This is a genomic window from Pseudovibrio sp. W74, from assembly GCF_001623085.1.
Taxonomy (GTDB): domain Bacteria; phylum Pseudomonadota; class Alphaproteobacteria; order Rhizobiales; family Stappiaceae; genus Pseudovibrio.
This window is the reverse complement of record NZ_LMCJ01000013.1, coordinates 92,994-114,033: the sequence shown is the minus strand read 5'-3', so window position 1 is coordinate 114,033 and position 21,040 is coordinate 92,994. Positions and strand designations below refer to the sequence as shown.

25 protein-coding genes are annotated in these 21,040 nt (G+C 49.9%); 12 read left to right on the top strand and 13 right to left on the bottom strand.

From position 1 onward, the window contains the following. The first annotated feature begins 21 nt into the window (after positions 1-21). Complete coding sequence (locus tag PsW74_RS09490; RefSeq protein ID WP_063286744.1) at positions 22-885, top strand: SDR family oxidoreductase; 864 nt, start codon at positions 22-24, stop codon at positions 883-885. A 67-nt stretch (positions 886-952) separates the two neighbouring features. Here the strand turns inward: PsW74_RS09490 and PsW74_RS09485 are convergent, their stop codons facing one another. Further along, the gene (locus PsW74_RS09485; protein ID WP_063286743.1) at positions 953-1,366 is read right to left on the bottom strand and encodes a GFA family protein; all 414 of its coding nucleotides are present in this window, start codon (positions 1,364-1,366) and stop codon (positions 953-955) included. Positions 1,367-1,438: 72 nt separating this feature from the next. Continuing rightward, the gene (locus tag PsW74_RS09480; RefSeq protein ID WP_063286742.1) at positions 1,439-1,855 is read right to left on the bottom strand and encodes a GFA family protein; all 417 of its coding nucleotides are present in this window, start codon (positions 1,853-1,855) and stop codon (positions 1,439-1,441) included. Between the two features lie 204 nt (positions 1,856-2,059). Between PsW74_RS09480 and PsW74_RS09475 the strand changes: the two genes are divergently transcribed. The 4 genes from PsW74_RS09475 to PsW74_RS09460 all read left to right on the top strand — a co-directional run bounded on the left by PsW74_RS09475 (position 2,060) and on the right by PsW74_RS09460 (position 5,223). After that, entirely contained in the window at positions 2,060-2,692 is a 633-nt protein-coding gene (locus PsW74_RS09475; protein WP_063286741.1) for a DUF2799 domain-containing protein, read from the top strand. Between the two features lie 41 nt (positions 2,693-2,733). After that, on the top strand, positions 2,734-3,186 hold the full coding sequence (locus PsW74_RS09470; RefSeq protein WP_063286740.1) for a YtoQ family protein: 453 nt from the start codon (positions 2,734-2,736) through the stop codon (positions 3,184-3,186). A gap of 66 nt (positions 3,187-3,252) precedes the next feature. Then, a complete protein-coding gene (locus PsW74_RS09465) occupies positions 3,253-4,422 on the top strand; it encodes a glycosyltransferase family 2 protein (protein WP_063286739.1) in 1,170 nt (389 codons plus the stop codon). A gap of 33 nt (positions 4,423-4,455) precedes the next feature. After that, positions 4,456-5,223 carry an FkbM family methyltransferase gene (locus tag PsW74_RS09460; protein WP_063286738.1) on the top strand — a complete coding sequence of 256 codons (768 nt, stop codon included), beginning with the start codon at positions 4,456-4,458 and terminating at the stop codon, positions 5,221-5,223. 71 nt (positions 5,224-5,294) lie between these two features. On the opposite strand, the gene PsW74_RS09455 is transcribed toward PsW74_RS09460, so the two are convergent. Beyond that, the gene (locus PsW74_RS09455; RefSeq protein WP_063286737.1) at positions 5,295-6,770 is read right to left on the bottom strand and encodes a methyl-accepting chemotaxis protein; all 1,476 of its coding nucleotides are present in this window, start codon (positions 6,768-6,770) and stop codon (positions 5,295-5,297) included. A 178-nt stretch (positions 6,771-6,948) separates the two neighbouring features. On the opposite strand from PsW74_RS09455, the gene PsW74_RS09450 reads away from it, so the two are divergent. Beyond that, positions 6,949-7,227 carry a GNAT family N-acetyltransferase gene (locus PsW74_RS09450; RefSeq protein ID WP_343286496.1) on the top strand — a complete coding sequence of 93 codons (279 nt, stop codon included), beginning with the start codon at positions 6,949-6,951 and terminating at the stop codon, positions 7,225-7,227. A 509-nt stretch (positions 7,228-7,736) separates the two neighbouring features. Next, on the top strand, positions 7,737-9,638 hold the full coding sequence (locus tag PsW74_RS09445; RefSeq protein ID WP_063286736.1) for a PhoX family phosphatase: 1,902 nt from the start codon (positions 7,737-7,739) through the stop codon (positions 9,636-9,638). A gap of 82 nt (positions 9,639-9,720) precedes the next feature. Here PsW74_RS09445 and PsW74_RS09440 read toward each other — a convergent pair whose 3' ends face one another. From PsW74_RS09440 to PsW74_RS09410, 7 genes are all read right to left on the bottom strand, one after another. After that, a complete protein-coding gene (locus PsW74_RS09440) occupies positions 9,721-10,113 on the bottom strand; it encodes a GFA family protein (RefSeq protein WP_063286735.1) in 393 nt (130 codons plus the stop codon). Positions 10,114-10,289: 176 nt separating this feature from the next. Further along, on the bottom strand, positions 10,290-10,646 hold the full coding sequence (gene rplT, locus PsW74_RS09435) for a 50S ribosomal protein L20 (protein WP_008553032.1): 357 nt from the start codon (positions 10,644-10,646) through the stop codon (positions 10,290-10,292). 29 nt (positions 10,647-10,675) lie between these two features. Further along, positions 10,676-10,873, bottom strand: a complete 198-nt coding sequence (gene rpmI / locus PsW74_RS09430; RefSeq protein ID WP_057464257.1) for a 50S ribosomal protein L35 — start codon at positions 10,871-10,873, stop codon at positions 10,676-10,678. A gap of 183 nt (positions 10,874-11,056) precedes the next feature. Continuing rightward, positions 11,057-11,707: a lysoplasmalogenase gene (locus tag PsW74_RS09425; RefSeq protein ID WP_193775905.1), complete on the bottom strand. Its 651-nt coding sequence runs from the start codon at positions 11,705-11,707 to the stop codon at positions 11,057-11,059. A gap of 116 nt (positions 11,708-11,823) precedes the next feature. Next, the gene (locus tag PsW74_RS09420; protein ID WP_063286733.1) at positions 11,824-12,333 is read right to left on the bottom strand and encodes a nucleoside deaminase; all 510 of its coding nucleotides are present in this window, start codon (positions 12,331-12,333) and stop codon (positions 11,824-11,826) included. A gap of 126 nt (positions 12,334-12,459) precedes the next feature. Beyond that, a complete protein-coding gene (gene infC / locus PsW74_RS09415) occupies positions 12,460-13,002 on the bottom strand; it encodes a translation initiation factor IF-3 (RefSeq protein ID WP_082596985.1) in 543 nt (180 codons plus the stop codon). Positions 13,003-13,192: 190 nt separating this feature from the next. Beyond that, the gene (locus PsW74_RS09410; RefSeq protein ID WP_063286732.1) at positions 13,193-14,368 is read right to left on the bottom strand and encodes a glycosyltransferase family 4 protein; all 1,176 of its coding nucleotides are present in this window, start codon (positions 14,366-14,368) and stop codon (positions 13,193-13,195) included. Between the two features lie 131 nt (positions 14,369-14,499). On the opposite strand from PsW74_RS09410, the gene PsW74_RS09405 reads away from it, so the two are divergent. Then, entirely contained in the window at positions 14,500-15,288 is a 789-nt protein-coding gene (locus tag PsW74_RS09405) for an alpha/beta hydrolase (RefSeq protein WP_063286731.1), read from the top strand. Between the two features lie 34 nt (positions 15,289-15,322). Here PsW74_RS09405 and PsW74_RS09400 read toward each other — a convergent pair whose 3' ends face one another. Beyond that, complete coding sequence (locus PsW74_RS09400) at positions 15,323-16,219, bottom strand: LysR family transcriptional regulator (RefSeq protein ID WP_208987914.1); 897 nt, start codon at positions 16,217-16,219, stop codon at positions 15,323-15,325. Positions 16,220-16,349: 130 nt separating this feature from the next. Between PsW74_RS09400 and PsW74_RS09395 the strand changes: the two genes are divergently transcribed. The 3 genes from PsW74_RS09395 to PsW74_RS09385 all read left to right on the top strand — a co-directional run bounded on the left by PsW74_RS09395 (position 16,350) and on the right by PsW74_RS09385 (position 18,076). Continuing rightward, complete coding sequence (locus PsW74_RS09395; RefSeq protein ID WP_063286729.1) at positions 16,350-16,859, top strand: lactoylglutathione lyase family protein; 510 nt, start codon at positions 16,350-16,352, stop codon at positions 16,857-16,859. Between the two features lie 130 nt (positions 16,860-16,989). Beyond that, positions 16,990-17,607, top strand: a complete 618-nt coding sequence (locus PsW74_RS09390) for a flavodoxin family protein (protein ID WP_063286728.1) — start codon at positions 16,990-16,992, stop codon at positions 17,605-17,607. 148 nt (positions 17,608-17,755) lie between these two features. After that, positions 17,756-18,076: a multidrug efflux SMR transporter gene (locus PsW74_RS09385; protein ID WP_057464218.1), complete on the top strand. Its 321-nt coding sequence runs from the start codon at positions 17,756-17,758 to the stop codon at positions 18,074-18,076. 21 nt (positions 18,077-18,097) lie between these two features. Here PsW74_RS09385 and PsW74_RS09380 read toward each other — a convergent pair whose 3' ends face one another. Further along, the gene (locus PsW74_RS09380) at positions 18,098-18,973 is read right to left on the bottom strand and encodes a nucleoside-diphosphate kinase (protein ID WP_063286727.1); all 876 of its coding nucleotides are present in this window, start codon (positions 18,971-18,973) and stop codon (positions 18,098-18,100) included. A gap of 34 nt (positions 18,974-19,007) precedes the next feature. Further along, positions 19,008-19,700 carry an SDR family oxidoreductase gene (locus PsW74_RS09375; protein WP_063286726.1) on the bottom strand — a complete coding sequence of 231 codons (693 nt, stop codon included), beginning with the start codon at positions 19,698-19,700 and terminating at the stop codon, positions 19,008-19,010. A gap of 170 nt (positions 19,701-19,870) precedes the next feature. Between PsW74_RS09375 and PsW74_RS09370 the strand changes: the two genes are divergently transcribed. Continuing rightward, positions 19,871-20,881, top strand: a complete 1,011-nt coding sequence (locus PsW74_RS09370; RefSeq protein ID WP_193777955.1) for an AraC family transcriptional regulator — start codon at positions 19,871-19,873, stop codon at positions 20,879-20,881. The last annotated feature ends 159 nt before the right edge of the window (positions 20,882-21,040 follow it).

The following is a 21,040-nucleotide window of genomic DNA, read 5'->3' as shown; positions in this document are numbered from 1 at the left end:
ACGTAAGCCGGGGGGCTTGGAATGCGCTTGTTGATTTTGGGAGCTGGATATTCAGCTCGCCACTTTGTGAAAATGTACGGGACCGAGTTTTCCTGGATTGGCGGAACGACCCGCTCTCCTGAGAAAATGGAGGAACTGCGGTCCAAAGGGGTTCAGCCGATCCTCTTTGACGGACAAACAGCAAGCGATGAGCTGTTGGAGGCTATTGCCACTGCAACTCATATTCTGGTTTCTGCCGCGCCAACGGACGATGGTGACCCTCTGCTGAATGCTGCGCGTGACGCAGTTGCGAAAGCAAAGCCAACGGCGATCTGCTATCTCTCGACCATCGGGGTATATGGCGACCACGGAGGTCGTTGGGTGACAGAAACAGCGGAGTGCAATCCAACCTCCAAACGCTCCAAGCAGCGTCTGGAAGCAGAGCACGAGTGGCTCGCATTCTCAGAAGAAACCAGCATCCCAGTCAGCATTTTGCGCCTTGCCGGCATTTATGGCCGTGGCCAGAATGCGCTTTGCAATCTGGACAAAGGTAAAGCCCGCCGGATTATCAAAGAAGGTCAGGTCTTTAACCGTATTCACGTGAGTGATATTGCTGGCGCTGTCCAGCATGCGTTTGAAGACAACGCCTCCGGTATTTTCAACGTGTGTGATGATGCGCCGTGTCCGCCAGAAGATGTGGTGGAATATGCTGCTCGTCTGATGGGTGTGGAGCCACCGCCCGCAATCGCCTTTGAAGATGCTGATCTTTCGCCTATGGCGATTTCGTTTTACGGCGAAGTGAAACGCGCGAGCAATGCCAAGCTGAAAGGCGCATTGGGGTATAAATTCAAATTTCCGAACTACCGGGAAGCGTTGGATTATATGTGGGAGAACGGCTGGAGCTAGAGCGTGTGAAGAACACGCCTTGATCCAACCGCTCACCTTGCACCGGTTTTGACCGCAGAGCGGATTTTTATACTGTTTCGTGTTGAGGCAGGTCTCCTTCTATCTCGTAGTAATCGCCTTTGCTGGCGCAGAAGATGTGACCTGCCAGTTTCGAGCCTGTCGTTTCTTCCAAAAGCCCAGCGCTGAAGTAAACTTCATGAGCAATCTCGGGGATTTTGTCTCCGTGATAAAACAGGCTGCTGCCGCAGTTGTTGCAAAATGCGCGCTTCGCGTAATCAGAGGAGCGGTAATATGAGATGTTCTCTTCTCCGCTCTCAACCTTCAAAGCATCAAACGGAATTGCGATTGCGTGGAATGGCCCGCTGTTCCAACGACGGCACATTGTGCAATGGCATAAACCAATATCTTTCTGGGGCGCTTCAGCCTTGAATGAGACTTCGCCACAAAGGCATTTCGCTTTATAAATCCGCAAGTCAGACATATCTCTCTCCCTTAGAGCTTGTTGGGTAACCTTAGCCGAGGGCCACGGTTTGGGATAAGATCAATTTCCTCATCAATCTTCGTAGGCATATTGAGGGCGACCATCTTCGATCTCGTAGTAGTCACCCTTTGTGGCACAGAAGATATGATTGCCTGCTGTGAGGCCTGTTGGCTGCTCCAACGTACCCACGGCAATCGCAATTCGGTCTTTCCATTGAGGATGGCGGTCTGCATGCCAAAACAGGTTTGATCCGCATTTTGAACAGAAGCCGCGGCGGGCAAACTCAGAGGATTCATAGTATTTGACGGCATCTTCGCCTGAGGTGAACTTCAGATCTGCCAGCGGCAAGCTGAATGCCTCAAACGGGCCGCTGCCCCACTGACGGCATTGCTTGCAATGGCAGCTGCTGACCGGTTCATTCGGCGCTTCACCTTCAAAAGTGACCGCGCCACACAGGCAGCGCCCTTTAAATTCAATGGTCTTCGTCATCTGACTTTCCAATACCTACTGAAATGAGATGGCCTCTCGAATCGAGGGCTATGCGATTCCTTAAAGAGAACATATAGCGAACATTTGTATTCAGCAAGCGTTCAGGTTAAGTCTCGTATCTGGATTTCATAGATTCAATTTTTGTCCAATCAGATGTGCAGGGCACTACAAACGCGATTGGATTTTAGGGAAGGCATGTTGGGGATGCGGGTACTTTTTACTGTTGTTGGACTTGGGCTGGCGCTGAGTGGCTGCGCCTCCCTTTCTGAGGAAGATTGCAAGGTCGGCGACTGGCAAGGCATTGGTGTTGTTGATGGGCGCGCTGGTTACACCTCTGACAAGCTGAATGAACATACAAAAGCTTGCGGCAAATACGGCGTCACACCGGATGTGAGTGCCTATATGGCTGGGCGCACTATTGGCCTGCAAAGCTACTGTACCCCAATTTCTGGCTTTGAGCAGGGCCGTGAGGGTAAGAGCTATCGTGGTGTATGCCCAATCGCCACAGAAGAGAGCTTCAAAGTTGGCTACTCCCTGGGCAACCAGCTTTATTCAGCCAATGAGACTGCCAGTGAAGCTCAGGAAGCAGTCTGGGAAATTCAACGCCGTATAGACCGGCTTGAAGAAGAAGCACGCGGCGAAGATTGTAAGTCTGGCAAGGAAGGCAAGGCTTGCCGAAAAGCTGCAGATGTCGCCCGGACCGACTCGTATCTGGCTCGTGCGGATCTGCTCCTTGCACAAAACAGGCTATTCTCTCGCGAGCGCCAACGCGATCGTGTCCGAAAAGAAGTCACCAATAAGCTGCTTGACCTTGAACCGAGCTACAACCCCTCTTAAAATTTGCAGGCAAACGCAGATTCTTAGGGGAAGGCGAGCCGATGAAAACGTGGCGTGTTTATCTTTCAGGTGAGATCCACACCGATTGGAGAGAGCGTATTGAACATGGTGCGGCTGATGCAGGCCTACCTGTTCATTTTGACAGCGCAGTGACCGATCACGAAGCCAGTGATGATTGCGGTGTCGAAATTCTAGGCCCGGAAGAAAACAACTTCTGGCGAGATCACAAGGGGGCAAAGGTGAATGCAATACGCACTCGCACGCTGCTCTCTGAGGCCGATATCGTTGTGGTTCGCTTTGGCGACAAGTACCGGCAATGGAACGCAGCCTTCGATGCAGGGTTCGCCTCAGCATTGGGCAAGAGCATCATCGTGTTGCACGAACCAGCTCTGACGCACCCATTGAAGGAAGTGGATGCAGCAGCCCTTGCTGTTGCCGAAGACCCTGACCAGGTGGTTGATCTGCTTCGTTACGTGATCCGCGGCGAGCTGTAAGCCCCTCCCAATTCAAGGGAAGACGCTGTTTCACCACGGCCCTACACTCTCACCTCACTATGAGGGATGAGTGTGGGGCCTATTTGTTTTTGGGGCTCTAAGAATGGGATTTGTGCGTTGACAAGCGTTCGTGACATTTTTGATTTTGACGAGTTTCCAGAAATCAATTTGCCAAAAGATGGGATCATCATCATTACCCGCGCGCGTAATGAAATGTTGAGATTACCGTTCTTTCTCGAGCATTATCGGAGCATCGGGGCAAGCCACATTTTCGTCGTCGACAACGCATCCACTGATGATACAGCGGCTTTTCTGGAAGCACAGCCAGATGTGACCAGATTTCACACAAGTAAGCTTTATAAACGGTTCAAACGAAACTGGCTGCTCAGCATTCTCAATAAATACTGTGCAAACAGGTGGACCATTCTGGCTGATACCGACGAGCAGTTCATTTATCCTGGCTGGCCAGAGACCAAGTTGACTGATCTGACTGTTTATTGGGATAGTGTTGGCGCGGAAGGTGTCATTGCTCCGCTCATCGACATGTACTCTGACAAACCGCTAGTTGATGTTGATTACAGGCAAGGCGATCCATTTCTTCAAACATGCCCATATTTCGATACGACATCAACCTGGGCCGTTCCTGTTTCATCGGAAGGCAAAAGCCCAAGTTTTGAAATTCGTGGGGGTATCAGAGGCCGCCTTTTCGGGATCCCTCCCAAAAGGAGAGAGATTGCTCCACTTGGTCAACTACGGAATCTGTATCTTGCACCTGCAAAGATTCACCAGAAGCTCCCTTTTCGAAATTATCTGGAAAGACGACTTAAGCGATTTTTGAAAAAGCAATGCCCACAACTCACCAAAGTCCCGCTCATCAGATGGAATCCAACTTATTCTGATTTATGGGGCACTCACGAGGTTGATATAAGAACCAACCTTGCTGAAGATTGGGGTGCAATGCTGCATTTTAAGTTTTTTCAAGATTTTAAGTTCCGTGTTGAAGAAGAAATAACCCGGCAGGCCTACTACGCTAACGGTGTAGAATACCAAGCTTACTACACAGGAATGGAGAAGATCCTTCACCAATCACCTATGTACGAAGGGTCGATGAAGTTCACAAACGTAAGTGATGTGTATGCCTCTCAACAGGCTTACTGTTCTCTTTCATTACGTAGATATCTAAAACAACTTTCCCCTGCAAAAGACACATCTCTTCAGGAAACCGTAGTTGCTTAGTTTGTTCCAATTACTCGTTAATGGAGTGTCGTAATGCATTTTCTTAAAGGCCTCGAACACAACTTGAAAATGCGTAGGCGCTATAAAACGCTACGTGGCATCAAACTGGATGTTTCCCAACCTGAAATAGACCTCTTCGTTAAAGAGCAAATCGTACGTGGCACCTATGAAAGTGAAGAACACAATCTTCTAACACAGCTGCTGAAACCTGAAGATCGTGTGCTGGAGCTCGGTGCCTGTATCGGTTTTCTGTCAGCAACAGCTTCTATGATTTGCGGTTCCGACAACGTGATGTGCATCGAAGCCAACCCAAACCTCATTCCAGTTATTGAGAACAACCATTACTTAAACGATATCTCCCCCTCGATTGTAAGCGGGATCGCTGCCTTGGAAGATACTGCTCAATCTGCGTTTTATGTTGGAGAGCGCATCACTGGTTCATCCGTCCTTGAACGAAAAGAAAGTAGGGAAATTCTTCAGAAGACAGTCGATGTCAATCGATTGATCAAGGAGTTTAATCCCAGTTTTTTGATGATGGATATTGAAGGAGCTGAGATTGGTCTGTTGCCAGCCTTGATTATGGCAAATATCCGCATGTTAATTATTGAATTTCACCCCAAACTTAACGGATTTGACGCTGTCACTGAGTGTATTAAGGCAATGATCGAAAAAGGGTTCGCCTTGCGGGTCGATCAGTGTCAAAACAAATGCATTGTCCTTCAAAAAACATCTGATCCTGATCATGTGATGAGCACGCAACTCAGCCATGTTCTTGAAACGCAAGAAGTGTTGTCGCAGTAACGAATGCAGCTCAAAATACTGTGGGGCCATAGCCGCAAAATAGGCGGCTATGGAGTATGTTTGCATTTTCATCAAGTATTGAATGCGATGAGGGTGTTGCCCCAGTGGCGGCCTTTGACCCAGATTGGGGCTGAGACCAGTTTGATCATCATTACTTTGCCGCCCCCCATATCTCGGCGATACGTTTGCAGGCTGTATTCCTTGGTGTTCTTGCTTGCGTTCAGGCCCGCATGATCATCGAACATTCTGCGGTTACGGCAGTTTGCTGCATTCCAAACCGGGTCATTGCCTTGCGGTTTGGAATAATCTTTGCTGTGTGTTGGCAGATAAGCGTTCTTATCTAGCGCTGCGCAAAAGACGATATGGTCATCGAGATCTTTGACTGGCTCCTGAATAGTTGGAAGCACCCGGTCGGTCATTTGGGTGAAAAGCGCCATGAACTGAGCTGGATTGGAGCCTTCAATTGGCGTGTAGTTGAAATCGAAGAGATCATTCACTGAGATCCGGCCTGCGTCCACTTCAGCTTCAAACGCTTCCATGGTCTTGCCAGCGGTCTCTTTTGCTACTTCGATCATCTGCTGATTGAGGTTATCGCCATGTTCGACAGCCACTTCGGCGAGAAGCGCGTCGGCGGTCTGAGAGGTTCCCAGCATCTGGCCCGAGACCTGTTCGATGCTTTCTGCATTTGTTGAGACAACACCTATCACTTCATCACGGTTGCGCAGAAGCTCTTCGGTATCTGCATCGTTGTTTGCACAAGCCGTTCGTATGGAGTCCGTATTCGCGGAAATGTTGTCTACCATCGCTTCCAGTTCATGGAAGAGGTCATTGATGGATTGTGTGCTGTTCTCAGCAGTTCCGACTGTGCTAAGCGCGCCCTTGCCTAAATCGACCAAGGTGTCCGCTTCTTTGCCGAGTTGGAGAATGGTCTGGTCGATCTGCTCTGTCGCAACAGTCGTTTGCGTTGCAAGAGCCTTTACTTCACTGGCTACGACAGCGAAGCCTTTCCCTGCTTCACCGGCACGGGCTGCTTCAATGGTTGCGTTGAGCGCCAGCAAATTAGTTTGCCGGGCAATGGCATCAATGGAGCTGGAGAACTGGCGAACATTGGCAAATGAAGCCTGAAGACCTTCCAGCTGCCTGTTGATGCTGCTGATGGCTGTCGACAGGCTGTTGATGTTAGCAAGCGCGTCGGTCACCACCTCCTGAGACTTAGACATAGTATCGCGGGCGTTAGACGTCTGCTCAGCAGTTTGTTCAACCGCGGCACTGACTTCACGGTTACTTTCGACAACGCGCCCAGACGCGTCCTGGAGGCTTTCCATGGCCATTCTCAAAGCGCCAGCAGTGTTATTCACGGCGTCCAGCTCTCCCGCAGCTGATGCCATGTCCAACGCGAGCGCATCCAATTCGCCAAACAAGCGTGCACTATCAATGGAATTCTTAGGTTCTGTAAATTCCACCACTGCAGACTGACCGATTACTTCTCCTTGGTCATTTGCAGCGGCTTCAGCAAGCATTTGTGTATTACGCTTAAAAAAAGCCATATCGAAAACCTCTCAATCGCGCAAAGATTTTCATATTTTTACTTATAGATTATTAACCTTGTTATTATTCCTCTTCTCAATTTCAAACCCCTGTATTAAAAAGGATAATTACAAAACATCCTGTGATTATTTTTCTATTTTCGAACTACTATGCGCGGTACATATGATTTGTCGTGAAATGTGCTTATCAGATCAGGACGCAGTTATTGCTCTCTGGAAAGCTGCCGGGGTCTTCCGTGAATGGAATGATCCGATGCGGGATATCGAAAAAGCACTGGAAGGCGAACACTCTACGATCTTAATCGGTGAGTTGGATGGCGCTATTGTTGCCAGCATAATGTGCGGTGAAGACGGGCATCGTGGCTGGTTCTATTATGTGAGTACACACCCGGACCATCAGGGGAAAGGGATTGGCAAGGCAATCACGGCAGCAGCAGAAGAGTGGTTGCGGGCTTGAGGTATTTGGAAGGTCCAGCTGCTCGTGCGTGGTGATAACGCGCAGGCTGTCAGCTTCTATGAAGGACAGGGGTACAATGACACCCACTCCATCTGTTTGCAAAAGGTGATTGAACCGCTGTGAAGCATAGTTTTACGCGGTTTTCACAAGGCTCTTGGAAACAGTTGAAAGCTTACCTGCTTGGTTTGAAGCATTCCTGAAATTTACTTGCGACACCATATCATTAGGCGTCAATACTTAGTTTTCTGATCATCTACAGCACTCTGACAGAATTATCCCCTCAAATTTAAGTAATAAATAAAATTAAATAATAAAAACCAACAATAGCTATGAACCTCAACAACTTAACTCTAAGACCCATAACAGATCACTTCTCCAACATACGACGCATTATAACTTGAATACGATATTCATATTACATCTACAGGATTTTCATCGTCCTATTGCTTCGTGAAGATGTCATGTTAGCGCTCTAGTGTGCGCTCACCTTTTTCTACGGGAATTTTCCAATGACGAATGAATTTATGAATGAACTCACAGCAGATGAATGGGATGAACAGAACTTCCCACGTGCTGAAGAAAATGAATTTGACCGCGTTGTCGAGCGTGCGATTTCACGCCGCGGGTTTCTGGGTGGCGTGTTGGCATTTGGTTCCGGCGCAGCTGTGATGGGCACTGGTGTCCTCAGCCTCTCCATGTCTGAAGCCAAAGCTTCTACTTCACGTTTCACGTTCAAGCCCATCCCAACTTACACTGATGCGACTGTACATGTGCCTGAGGGTTACAACTGGGAAATACTGGCGCGCTGGGGTGATGCACTGGTGGATGGTGCTGAAGCCTTCAACCATGAGACAGGTGGTTCTGCTTCTGGTGCTGACAAGGTGTTTGGTGAGAACACCGACGGCATGGAAAGCTTCGTGTTTCAGGGCAAGCAGTTGCTGGCGATCAACCATGAATACGCCAACCGCAAGATAAACCTGCCTCAGAACGAAGATGGTGCTCCTAAGAGCGCCGAGGATGTTCTGAAGCTGCAACATCTGCAAGGTGTGGTGGTGATTGAAGTGGAAGACGGGGACAATGGCTGGGCTATCGTAAAGAACAGCCCGTTCAACCGCCGCATCACACACAACACCCCGATGACGCTGGCAGGCCCTGCTGCTGGTCGCCCTTTGCTGCAGACGGCTGCTGACCCTTCCGGTACGCAATCACTTGGTACCTTCAACAACTGTGGTTCCGGCAAAACACCGTGGGGCACGTACCTGACTTGCGAAGAGAACTTCAACGGGTACTTTGGCACGACTGAGGCTGCTCCTGCAGCACGTCTGGATGGTGTCGATGCTGGCTATAAGCGTTATGGCATCAACGAGACTGGCTTCAACTATGACTACCATAAGTTCGATGAGCGCTTTGACATTGCGAAGAACCCAAACGAACCGCATCGTGCTGGCTGGATTGTAGAGATCGACCCAACAGACCCAACATCAACACCGGTGAAACACACTGCTCTGGGCCGCTTCAAGCATGAGAATGCGGAAGCGGTTCTGGCACCAGATGGCCGCGTGGTCGTTTACATGGGGGATGATGAGCGCGGCGAGTTCATGTACCGCTTTGTCTCCAACGGCGTTTACGCTCCAGGGCAGCCAACTGATGGCTTGCTTGATGAGGGTACGCTCTATGTTGCCAAGTTCAATGATGACCAGACAGGTGAGTGGTTGGCACTAACTCAAGAAACCACTGGTATGGACGCGGCGAGCATCGCGATCTTCAGCCGTATTGCCGGCTCTGTAGTTGGTGCGACCACCATGGATCGCCCGGAATGGATTTCTGCCAATCCTAATGCAGTAGAAGCTTATTGTTGTCTAACCAACAACAAGAACCGCGGCGTGAAGCCAAACGCCGGGGGTGACGACACTTCCGTCAACGGGCCGAACCCACGCGAGACCAACAAATACGGCCAGATCGTGCGCTGGCGTCCGCACAATGAGGATCATGCCGCTAATACGTTTGACTGGGATCTTTATGTGATGGCTGGCAATCCTGCCGTTCACGAAGGTCCGAAGGCCGGGTCTGCAAACGTTAATGCTGGCAATATGTTCAACTCACCAGATGGTATGGCATTTGATGAGACAGGCATGGTCTGGATCCAGACGGATGGCAACGACAGCAATGAAGGCGATTTTGCCGGAATGGGCAACAACCAGATGCTGGTTGGTGATCCCGTGACGGGAGAGATCCAGCGTTTCATGACCGGGCCAACCGGCAGTGAAGTCACTGGCCTGACCTGGTCTGCTGATCGCCGCAGCATGTTTGTGGGTATTCAGCACCCGGGCGGTAACTGGCCAGACGGCGGCAAGCTGCCACGCTCTTCTGTCATAGTCATAAAGCGTGATGATAATGGTGTGATTGGGTAAGCCTCAGGCCATTTCTCAACGCAAGTTTCGCTCCTCCGGGCTCTACCCGGGGGAGCTTTCATCACTCCAAAGAGTACACAGCTCAGAACTTTTCGATCTGTGGAGCTCCATCAGTGATCTCGTAGTAGTCACCTTTGTCTTTCACAAAGATATGCTTGCCGATTTCGAGGTTTGTTGGTGCATCAAGGCAGCCTGCCGCGATGGCGATACTGTTCTTGTCATTCATTTTGTAGAACAAACTTGAGCCGCAGAATTTGCAAAACCCTCGCTTTGCGAAGTCTGAGGATGCATACCAAGTCAATCCTTCATCTGCTATGAAGGATAGCTCTTCAGAAGGTGCATGCGTTGAAGCCCAAACATGACCGCTTGTGCGCCTGCATTGGCTGCAATGGCTGCAATGGCAGATTGTGACCGTATCTCTCACCTCTTCCACCTGAAAGCTCACTTTACCGCAGTCGCATTTCCCTGTGACCATAGTTTCCCCAATGCGTCAGAGCGCTAAATGCGCCTCTTTCTGATGTTCCGCCATTTCCTCACAATCCATAGCAGAAGAACAGATAACATCCATCGAGCATTGAAACGCGCACAAAAAAAGCAGGCTCCTTTCGGAACCTGCCTTTTTCAAAAAAGCTTCTGCTTTCTACTATAACATTAAGCTACAGCAGCCTGCGCCTTTTCAACCAGTGCTTTGAATGCGTCTGGCTGATTGATCGCGAGGTCAGAAAGAACCTTACGGTCAACTTCGATGCCAGCTTTGTTCAAGCCATCGATGAAGCGGCCGTAGGTCATGCCGTGTTCACGGGTCGCTGCGTTGATACGCTGGATCCAGAGTGCACGGAAGTTCCGCTTGCGAGCTTTACGGTCGCGGTAAGCGTACTGCGCCGCTTTCTCGACTGCCTGCTTAGCAACGCGGATGGTGTTCTTACGACGGCCATAGTAACCTTTGGCTGCCTTAATAACTTTTTTGTGACGAGCGTGGGCGGTGACGCCTCTTTTTACACGTGACATGGTAGTCTCCTAGTGTCAGGTTTTAAGGCTTAGCCGTAAGGCAGATATTTTTTCACGATACGTGCATCTGCATCGCACAGAGTGGTTGTACCACGTGCGTTACGGATGAACTTAGTCGTGCGTTTAATCATGCCGTGGCGTTTGCCAGCCTGGCCACACTTAACTTTGCCAGTCGCGGTCAGCTTGAAGCGTTTTTTAGCTCCAGACTTCGTCTTCAACTTGGGCATTTTGCGTCCTTTCTTGTGATGATCAGTAAACTGATCAAAAATTTGCAATGGATGCATCAGAAGCCGCCACGGCATGCCCTGTAATTCCTGCCTGATTCCTATAAATTCATAGGAGGCAAACTACAGCCGGGCGACTTTGAACGAGGCCTTATAAAACTGCCAGCATGGGAATGCAAGAAGATTTCAAGAGAACTTGCTGACTGGAACCCGGTCTCTGCTGATAGCCAAGAATATCAACATCTGACCACAATAATATAGTGTCCAAAGTGCTACTGAAACCGGCAGCTGAAGAGGGCTGATGTCGTCCAGACGGAAGAGCTGGATAGCTAACAAAGTGTCAGACATCATGAAGGCGAGAGCGCCTATCAAAACCCAGCCACCAACCTGTGCTGCCATCCCTCCCATAATTGCTATCAAAATTATATAGATCGCAACAGGAATCATGAGATCACCGGTAAAGGGAAGCAACCACCAGCCAGTCGACAGCACCAGAACTGAGAGAGCAGCTCCTGACACTATGAATATCCTGGAATCGAAATGCCTGATTTTTCGAGAGAATAAGAGGATATAAAAAATATGTGCGATCGCAAAACTGCAAAGCCCAACAAGGAACCGAACTTCACCCGGCACAGCCAGCGCTGCATCTCCCACTGATGATGTCGTCAGGGCCAATGCAAGCAGGAGCGGAGCTTGCGTTACAAAAGCCCAAAGAGCGACAACTCCGAGAGCTGTTGTTTTCACAATGGTTTTCAGTAATGACGGGTCTTGCCAGCAAAAATACACTCCATAGGCAAGCGCAAAACTAAAGCTAATTAAGAAAATAACCTGTCGCATTATCATCGCCCAATTTCAAAACCTATCGAAACCAGGCTAAGGCGCCTTTTGATCGAATGAAATAGCCTATACGGCAAATAATTTTCTACAAAGAATGCTGCCGTCCATGAAGTGCTTTAGATTTCTATCCCAAGCCTTTGCATCGCGCTTGCGCACTGCGTGAAAAGCAGCTTACAGGCTTCACGCTCAACTCCTTCAATCACTGTGATCTGGGGGCGTTGCACCATATGACCTGTCAGATCCTTCGTTCTCAAATCCATTTCCTGAGGCCAGAAGTGGGTCGCATCCTCATTGGTGAAAGCGCCGAAAACAACCTGATCAATGCCAGCCCATATGGTTGCGGCGGTACACATGGCACAAGGCTCACAGGTGCTGTACATGGTGCAACCGTCAAGCCAGCGAGAGCCCAATACTTTGCTGGCCTGCCGAATGGCATTGACCTCTCCATGGCAGGTCGGGTCACACTCCCGGATCACACTGTCGTAGGCCTGAGCCAACAACCTTCCGTTAGCGGTATAAATCGCCCCACCGAATGGAGAAGGATGCAAGGTTTGGAAGGAGGAAGCAGTGAAGGCAACAAGTGCTAGCATTCGCTCGTGATGTAATTTCATCTCGTCATTCATCATCAGACCTCCACTCTCAGGTACAAACGAAAATACCCGACACAATGTGCCGGGTAATCTCAAAATTCTCTGGGGCTGCGGTTGAGTAGCTACACGGAAACAAAGCCGGAGCGCTTCAACCAACCCTTATTAACGAGCGATAGGTGAGAGCACCATCATCATCTGGCGGCCTTCAAGCTTTGGATGGGACTCGACTTTAGCGATGTCCGCAGTCTCTGCTTTAACCTTCAGGAGCAACTTCATGCCGAGATCCTGGTGAGCCATTTCACGGCCACGGAAGCGAAGTGTCACCTTCACTTTATCACCATCTTCAAAGAAGCGCTTCATGTTCCGCATCTTCACTTCATAATCATGAGTGTCGATGTTCGGACGCATTTTGATTTCTTTGATCTCAACGATCTTCTGTTTTTTGCGTGCTTCTGCAGCTTTCTTCTGAGCTTGGTACTTATAGCGACCATAGTCCAGAATCTTACAAACAGGTGGCTGACTGTTCGGAGCAATTTCGACCAGGTCCAAACCTTGTTCCACCGCCATTGCGAGGGCTTCTTCGGTTGGAGTTGGGCCGAGGTTGTCACCCTCGGTGTTGATCAGCTGCACTTCGCGAACGCGAATCTCTTTATTGGTGCGCGGCCCTTCCTTAGTGGGTGGCGGTGCGCGAAACGGACGGCGAATGTGAGTATCTCCTCTTTAGACTGCCGAACTTGCGAATATTTGGTAACAGTTCAATGACTGGTTCCGACTGTTTCGTCAAGTCGAGAAACGCGTGGGAAGGGCATCAATTGCACTGCATTGCTAGAATCAGGAAAAATGCCACGTAAGTCAACACTAGTTTTGTTGGTTCTGACGCGACATTTACAACCAGTTAGCTTCCTGTTGGTAACAGCTCGCGGTAAACGTTTAGTGTGGCATCACACATAGCCTGCTTGGTGAATGACCGTTCTACATGGTCATGAGCCCGTTTGGTAAGTTTTGCACGGTCTTCGGCGCTCATATCCAAGGCCTGAGCCATCAACTCGCAGAGTTCCTCAGCATCGCCATTCTCAAAATGCCAACCAGTGCGCTCTTCAGCCTTTACAACGGGTGGTACAAGAACTGTCTCCGGTACTGCGCCAATGTTGGAGACGATGATCGGTACACCAGCTGCCTGCGCTTCTACAGCTGCACGACCAAAAGCCTCGGCTTCAATGGAAGCAACAACAGAAACATCTGCTATTGCGAGGGCTGCCGGAACATCTGAACAGTGACCCACAATGCGTACACGTTCTGTCAGATCAGATTCTGCAATCTGAAGTTCCAAAGACTGACGATAGGATTCGCGCCCCTGATCATCGCCCGCCAAAACCACAAGCACATCATCATAGCCGCCACGTTCGATCAACTGGCGCGTTGCTTCAATCAGCACGCGCTGGCCTTTCCATTCAGTCAGGCGAGCAAGGTTTATCACCACGCGGCGGTTGTCAGAGACACCCCAGCGCGCACGCAGGTCTGTGATACGCTCATCGCTGATATTGTCGGGGTTGAAGGATTCCACATCCGGGCCGCGATAGATAACCGAGGTTTTGCCTTTTGTGCGCGGGTCGCGTTTTTCCACCAGATCCGCTGTGAATCTGGAGTTCGCGATCACCTTGTCCGCACGGGTCATGGAGGAGTTGTAGAACGCCTTGAACTTGTTCGTTTCCTTATAGATGCCGTGATAGGTGGTGACATAAGGAATGTTGAGACGGTGAGCTGCCCACAAGGCCGACCATGCGGGGGCACGGGATCGGGCGTGCACCAGATCAACTCTGTTCTGCTGGCAGATACGCTCAATCAAATAGGAATTACGCCACATGGTCCAAGGGTTCTTGGACTTCACTGGCAGTTCAAAGTGCACCGCCCCTGTTGCTTCCAACTCGGGGACCATGCGTCCGCCCTGCGAAATCACAAGGCTATTCCAGCCTTCGTTGACGATCGCCTCTGCGACATCCACTGTGGTGCGCTCGGCTCCGCCGGTTTGAAGGTCGGGGACAATTTGCAAAATGGTCGGCACTTTGGACATTTCTCTATGTTTTTTGAGAGTGATCCAACTATGCTCGCCAAAATATCCGGCGGGCAACTGTGGAGGCACTGTAATCAGGTTTCCGAACAATTGCCGGCCAGTATAAGCCGATAAGTGTTTGGAGGTTATGAATGAGTGCTGACTTACCGCAATTCATCAGCGTTGGCAAAGGAGACAGTGCACGGAAGATCGCAGTGCGACATGATGAACGCGGTGCGCCGGGTGTTCTGTGGCTTTCCGGTTTCAAATCCGACATGCTGGGCACCAAAGCCGAAGTGCTTTGTGAGTGGGCTGAGAAGCAAGGCCTGACCTGCACGCGCATGGATTATTCCGGTCATGGCGAATCCGGCGGTGAGTTTGTTGACGGCACCATCTCTCTTTGGTTGGAAGAAGCCGTTGCTGTGTTCAAGCAGTTCTGTAAAGGACCGACTATTGTTGTTGGCTCTTCCATGGGCGGTTGGATGGCACTGCTGCTGGCTAAAGCGCTGCATGAAGCCTCCGAGACCATTGAGGGCACCCTCTCCGGCATGGTGCTGATTGCCCCTGCCCCGGATTTCACCGAGGAGCTGATGTGGAAGCATGAGTTTACCGATGAAATCAAGCAGGAGATCATGGATAAAGGCCGCTTTGAGCGCCCATCCGAGTATGAAGACAGCCCATACATCATCACCCGCGATCTGATCGAGGATGGCAGGACAAACCTTTTGCTTGGCGCGCCGATCATCACCAATTGCAAGACCATCATTTTACAAGGTCAGAAGGATGATGCAGTGCCATGGCAGCATGCGCTGCGTATTGTTGAGGGCATGGCCCATGACGATGTGGTGCTGACACTGGTGAAAGACGGCGACCACCGCCTGTCTCGCCCGGAAGATCTGGACCGCATGATTGCTGCTGTGGCGGAACTGGCCCAGCGCTAATCTGATTTTGTGGTTAGGCTTTTGTGGTGGGGGCCTAACTGCTGCTCATCTGCCCGCATAGTTCTGCGATTTTTTTGCTGAACCAGTCATAACGCGCTGCCAATGTGCGATGTTTTTTCGCTGTCAGATAGAGCGGGTCGCTGACGGGTTCTTTCAGCTCCACAATTTTGATGTTCGCTTGTGCCTCAAAACTGCGAACAGCGGTTTCTGGTAGAACCGTGTACCCGTGTCCTTGCGCAACAGGCACAAGGATCTGACTGAGCTGGTTGATGTAACCGGTTGTTCTAAGGTCAGCAGAAACAGCACTTATCTCTGGAAAATTTGGCGTGAGCAGGCGCTCTGCATAGTGTTGTCCATCCGGATGATCGATGAAACCCAGCGCCTCCAGGTCCGCGAAGACCGATGGGTTCCCCTCGAAATCGGCTGGCACCACAAGGCAAAGCGGTTCATCGCCGATGTGGTGTTGCACAAGTGAGGACTGAACAGTCTGCTGAGTAACGATGCAGAGATCAACCTCATTGTTTTGCAACAGTTGGAGGCTGCGATGGTTGGGAGCCACTTCGACTTTCAGCAGTAAACCGGGATGAAGGCTCTGTTGCTTGAGAAGCTTGGGATAGAGGTAGAGTGCCATGGACCCGGAACACGCAATGCGGACTTCACCGGTATTGGGGTCATCTTGCTGAATGGCTTCGCGCAGGTCTGCTTCCTGCCTCTCTGCTTTCAATGCAAAGCCCAGTAAAAGCTCCCCTTCCCGCGTCAACTCAAAACCCTTGCCGATTTTTGTGATCAGCGGCGCACCAATTTGCTGCTCCAGCTTTTTCAGATGCTGGCTTACACCCGGCTGTGTCATACCAAGTTGATTGGCTGTCTGGGTGAAATGACCAGTTTCGGTTAGTTTAACGAAGGTCTTAAGCCACTGGGAATTCAACATGGCCCAAGCATACATAACATTAAATTATCATAAAACTAATAAATGATAATTTCTAGTTTTCTCACAGAGTTGCTACATCCAACGTATCCAAGGCATTCCGCCTGTAAAGTTTAGCGTAGCGAGGTCTGTTATGTCCGCACCTTATCCAAGACGTTTCTCTCACATCGGTCTTTCCGTTCCGGATGTAGAAGCCGCAGTGAAGTTCTATCGTGATGTGATGGGCTGGTACATCATCATGGAACCAAGCGAGATTGTTGAAGATGATAGTCCGATTGGTGAAATGTGTACTGACGTGTTTGGTAAAGGCTGGAAGAGCTTTAAGATCGCTCATCTTTCCACCAGTGATGGCATTGGCGTGGAGCTTTTTGAGTTTGCGCAGAACGAGACACCGGAAAATAACTTCGAATATTGGAAGACCGGTATCTTCCATTACTGTGTTCAGGACCCGGATGTGGAAGGTCTGGCTGCCAAGATTGAGGCTGCTGGCGGTAAACGCCGCATGAAGGAGCCACGCTACTATTATCCGGGAGAGAAACCGTACCGCATGATCTACATGGAAGATCCATTCGGCAACATTCTGGAAATCTACAGCCACTCCTATGAGCTGCATTATTCCAGCGGAGCCTATAAGGAATCCTAGATAAACAGGTATGTGCGTGAAGAATTTTAATCGAGCACATCTAAATCTACCCGAGTTATCTTAGAGTAGCTGAAAGGCGTTTGCTCCCAAATAGACCGGAATTCTGACAGGCTTTGAAGAGTAACGGTCTATGTCAAAAGACATTCTGGTAGCAATCGCCTTTTTTTCTGCCAACGGACATACCGAGGCACTGGCCCATGCAGTCGCCCGTGGCGCCAGTGAAAACGGTGCCACGGTCACTTATGTGCCTGTCAGCGATTATGAGGATACTGACTGGGACGCTCTGGAAGCTGCTGATGCCATCGTTTTTGGAAGCCCGACCTACATGGGAGGTGTGGCTGCCCCTTTCAAATTCTTCATGGATGCCTCTGCAACCGTTTGGTACAAACAAGGCTGGATCAACAAGATCGCCGGTGGTTTCAGCGTATCAGGTTCCATGAGCGGCGACCGGCACAACGTCTTCCTTCAAATGGCAGCCTTTGCAGCCCAGCATGGCATGATCTGGGTAAGCCTTGGCATGCCGCCGGGCAATAATTACAGCTTTGGCAGCGATGAAGATCTCAATCGTCTTGGCGTGTATTATGGCGCGGCAGCGCAGGCCAACATGGATCAAGGGCCAGAAGTGGCTCCTCCTCAATCAGACAGAGATACAGCCTTTGCCTATGGCGCCCGCATTGCAAAGGCGACACGCCGATGGGTGGAAGGTGGAGAAAACCATCCATCTCAAGGAAAGAGCCCTTTACACTGAGGGCTTAAACCGCGTTTCTTATAGGTGATCAAATTTGGAGTGGAACGCTCAAACGGCATCAAGCTTTTGTTTCATCGCGTATTCTCTTAAGCGCACCGTTGGTGGTGAACAGAGGTTACGCTGTAGACGTTGCGTTGGAGGCAACTGAATGGCATGGATCTGGCTCATCATCGCTGGCCTGTTTGAAATGACCTTTGCCGTCTGCCTCAAGCTGTCTGACGGCTTTACCAGACCGCTCTATACAATTGCCTTTATCATCACGGCCTTGCTGTCACTTTACTTCCTGACCAAAGCCATGGTGTCCATACCGCTTGGCACGGCCTATGCCGTGTGGACGGGGATTGGCGCCTCCGGCATTGCCATCCTTGGCATCTTCCTCTTTGGAGAACCAGTCACCTTCCTCCGCCTCTTCTTCATAGCCATGCTCATCGCTGCAATCGTGGGGCTAAAGTTTGTTTCGAATGGGTAGGTGGGGAGAGAGACCGATTTTCTAGTTATGCTCAAAGTAGGCATCAAACATATCGGCTAACTCCTGCGATGCTCTGATCGAACCGGGCGGCTGCTCGCCGAAGCTGCCACCAACACAGAACAGATTGTTTTCTAGTATCGCTGTGCGTAGCATTTCCGTTTCCAAAAGTGTGAGATTCGGCTTGTAGCACACCACTCCGTGTATCTTATGCGTCTCTTTCATGTGTCTGATATGCTGCGAATATTCCTGCAGATCATGCAGAAGCAAGACCCTCACTTCAGGCATATCTTTAGCGCTTAAATCTGCTTTCCTTCGATACCGCAACAATTCTGTGCTGGTATGAATGCGTTCGCGGTATCCAACATACCTGCAGTTTCTCAGGCTGCATGTTTCCTTGAACTGCCGCGAACTCGCCTCTTCGTTATTAGCCGCAATCAGATTGAAGCTGGCAAGTCTCGATAGCTCAACCAGCTGTATCTCGTTCAAACTACTAAAATAGACGCCCTGATCAGCAAACTGATGATGCTCGGTGATATTCAGGTTTGGAAAGAACAATTCGAACTGCACGGCAAATTCATTGCCCGGTTCTGTCGAGTGCAGGATGTTTTTGAGCTTATCCGTTGAGTGCTTCTTTCTGAAATGGAACTTATAGTTCCTTCCGAAGCCAACGGCAGAATGGCCACGATAAAGTATTGCTGCGATTGAGCCACTGGTCATATACGCTACATGCTGACTATTTTTGCAGATAAAGTTGCCTTCAAATTCCGCAGAGCTCAGCTGCTTATATCTAACTGCAACAATCTCGTATCCGCTCTCCAAGAAGTCAGCTCTGATGGCCTCGACAAACCTATGTTGATTAGACGGGTCTGGCTTAACGAGGATCATGTTGTGTTCCATCAAGGCTCCTCCCGTCAGCAAGCTGCCTAACCGCCTAGATTGTTACCAGATTATTATCCAAAGTTTCGACGACCTCGACCCGTGCCGGGTCTCTCAGCAGTTTTGCAAACTTATATTTGAAGCTACCACCGGAGAGCTCGACAATTTGTTCTGACACCCAGAACGGATCAAGCATCGTCTCTGTATCTTCCTCGGTATCGTCCCAGAATGGCGTTTGAATTCCCGACGGTGCTGCGACAAGAACTTTGCCGAGGCCTTTGTCACGCACGAGTGACGCGCCTAGCATTCCTAGAGCAGATTTGGTCGCGCAATATGCAGGTTCCAGCTCACGAGGCGTATACTGCGAACTGGAGGTGATGAGCATGATCTTAAGAGGATGATCTGATCTTCTTTTCAGGCGCTGTATCAACATCATAGGTGCCAGCAAGCCGACATTGACCATAGTCCCGAGTTGATCATCAGCAAGCTCGTCAATATGCCCACGTTGAAGGAAACCTGCGGCGTAGATAAGCGTATGAACATTGTTGAAGCCGTCCAACACCTGATCGATGTCACGGGCTAACTGAACCGGGTCATCTGTCATCGAGAATTTTTGAAAGGTCGCTCCTTCAAGCTCAGGATTTTGGCGCCCAGTAAGCCCAACATTATGGCCTTCTTTTACATAATGCTTCGCCAGCTCAAGACCTACGCCAGACGTACCACCAACAATCAGAATATTCTTTTTCACGAAATGATGCTTTCTCAGATTTGCATTGAGCTTCAAAGTTTCTGGTCAGTTAAAGGAGATTGAAGCATAGGTCCGAAACGATTCTGCAGAGCGTCCTACTCACTTGCTCCCCCGATTTCCAAGTGTTAACACTACCACCATCAGTTGCAACATATTGGCAGCATCTTCATTTGCGAAAAAAATCAGATCATATTTCTTTGCATCGGCAAAAAGACGTTCGGTGGGGGGACTGGGTAGAAACCTATCATGCAGTTACCGGGGATGTGGTGAACAAAGCCTATTGCCCGCCCGTAGAGAACTTTTCTGCATCTGTGAGCGCCCGATTTCTTCCAGATGCCAGCCTTTGTCTGATTTCCGGTGGTCACTATTATGTCGAGCGAACTGAGAAGCGAACTGCACAAGACAACATCGATGTGTATTGCATTCAGTTCTACTGCCATACCGGAGGAAGCGAACTTGAATGCTCCGAAGAGAGCTTTGGACTGCAGAGCGGTGATCTGATTTTTTATGATGCTACACAGCCCATGTCTGCACATCACGCAGACTATCAACTTTGTAAGTTGATGCTGCCACGCGAGAAATTGAGTGGTTACATTTCAACCCAGCGTAGCCACCCTATCCAGATCTTTCGCGGTAATGCTGCTCCCTTGCCAATTATTCGGCAATTGATGCTCAGTCTCAGCACAGAGATCAACACGCTTACGGATGACCAATACACCAGCATTGTTGATTGCATCGCAGAATTGGTCGGACAGATCGTGTCCCATCAAGACAATGAAAACTCCAGCTCTACACTTTCCCGTTCTGTTCAGCATCTCCGCAGGCTTCAAGCAAAAGGCCTGCTCCGACACAACTTATCTAACCCTGACCTGAGCAGTGATGATCTTGCCCACTTGATGGGTATTTCGCGAAGTACCCTTTACCGTCTGCTTGATCCGATGGGAGGCTTTGCAAAATACCTACGCACCATGCGGTTAGCACGGGCACGCCAGCTCCTACGCCTGCAAAATCGGAAAGAAATTGGAGAGCTCGCTGAGGCGTGTGGCTTTAAGCACTTATCGACATTTTCCAAGGTGTTTCGAAGCGAGTTTGACATGAGCCCCAGTGAAATGCTGAATGAGCTGCATCGGAGCAAGGGGACTCCGCTCAATACTTATATTCATTGGGCCAAAGCACAATAATTTCTGTGCGTACGCATTTAAATTGTTGATAAATAAAAGAAAAAACCTCTTCACTGACAACACCTGAGTGAGACGTACTTTTGCTTCATCGTGTCAAATGAGCCCAAAGACCTCCGAACTATTTTCTCTGGTGTTTCATGGCAGTCCTTAACTGTGAGT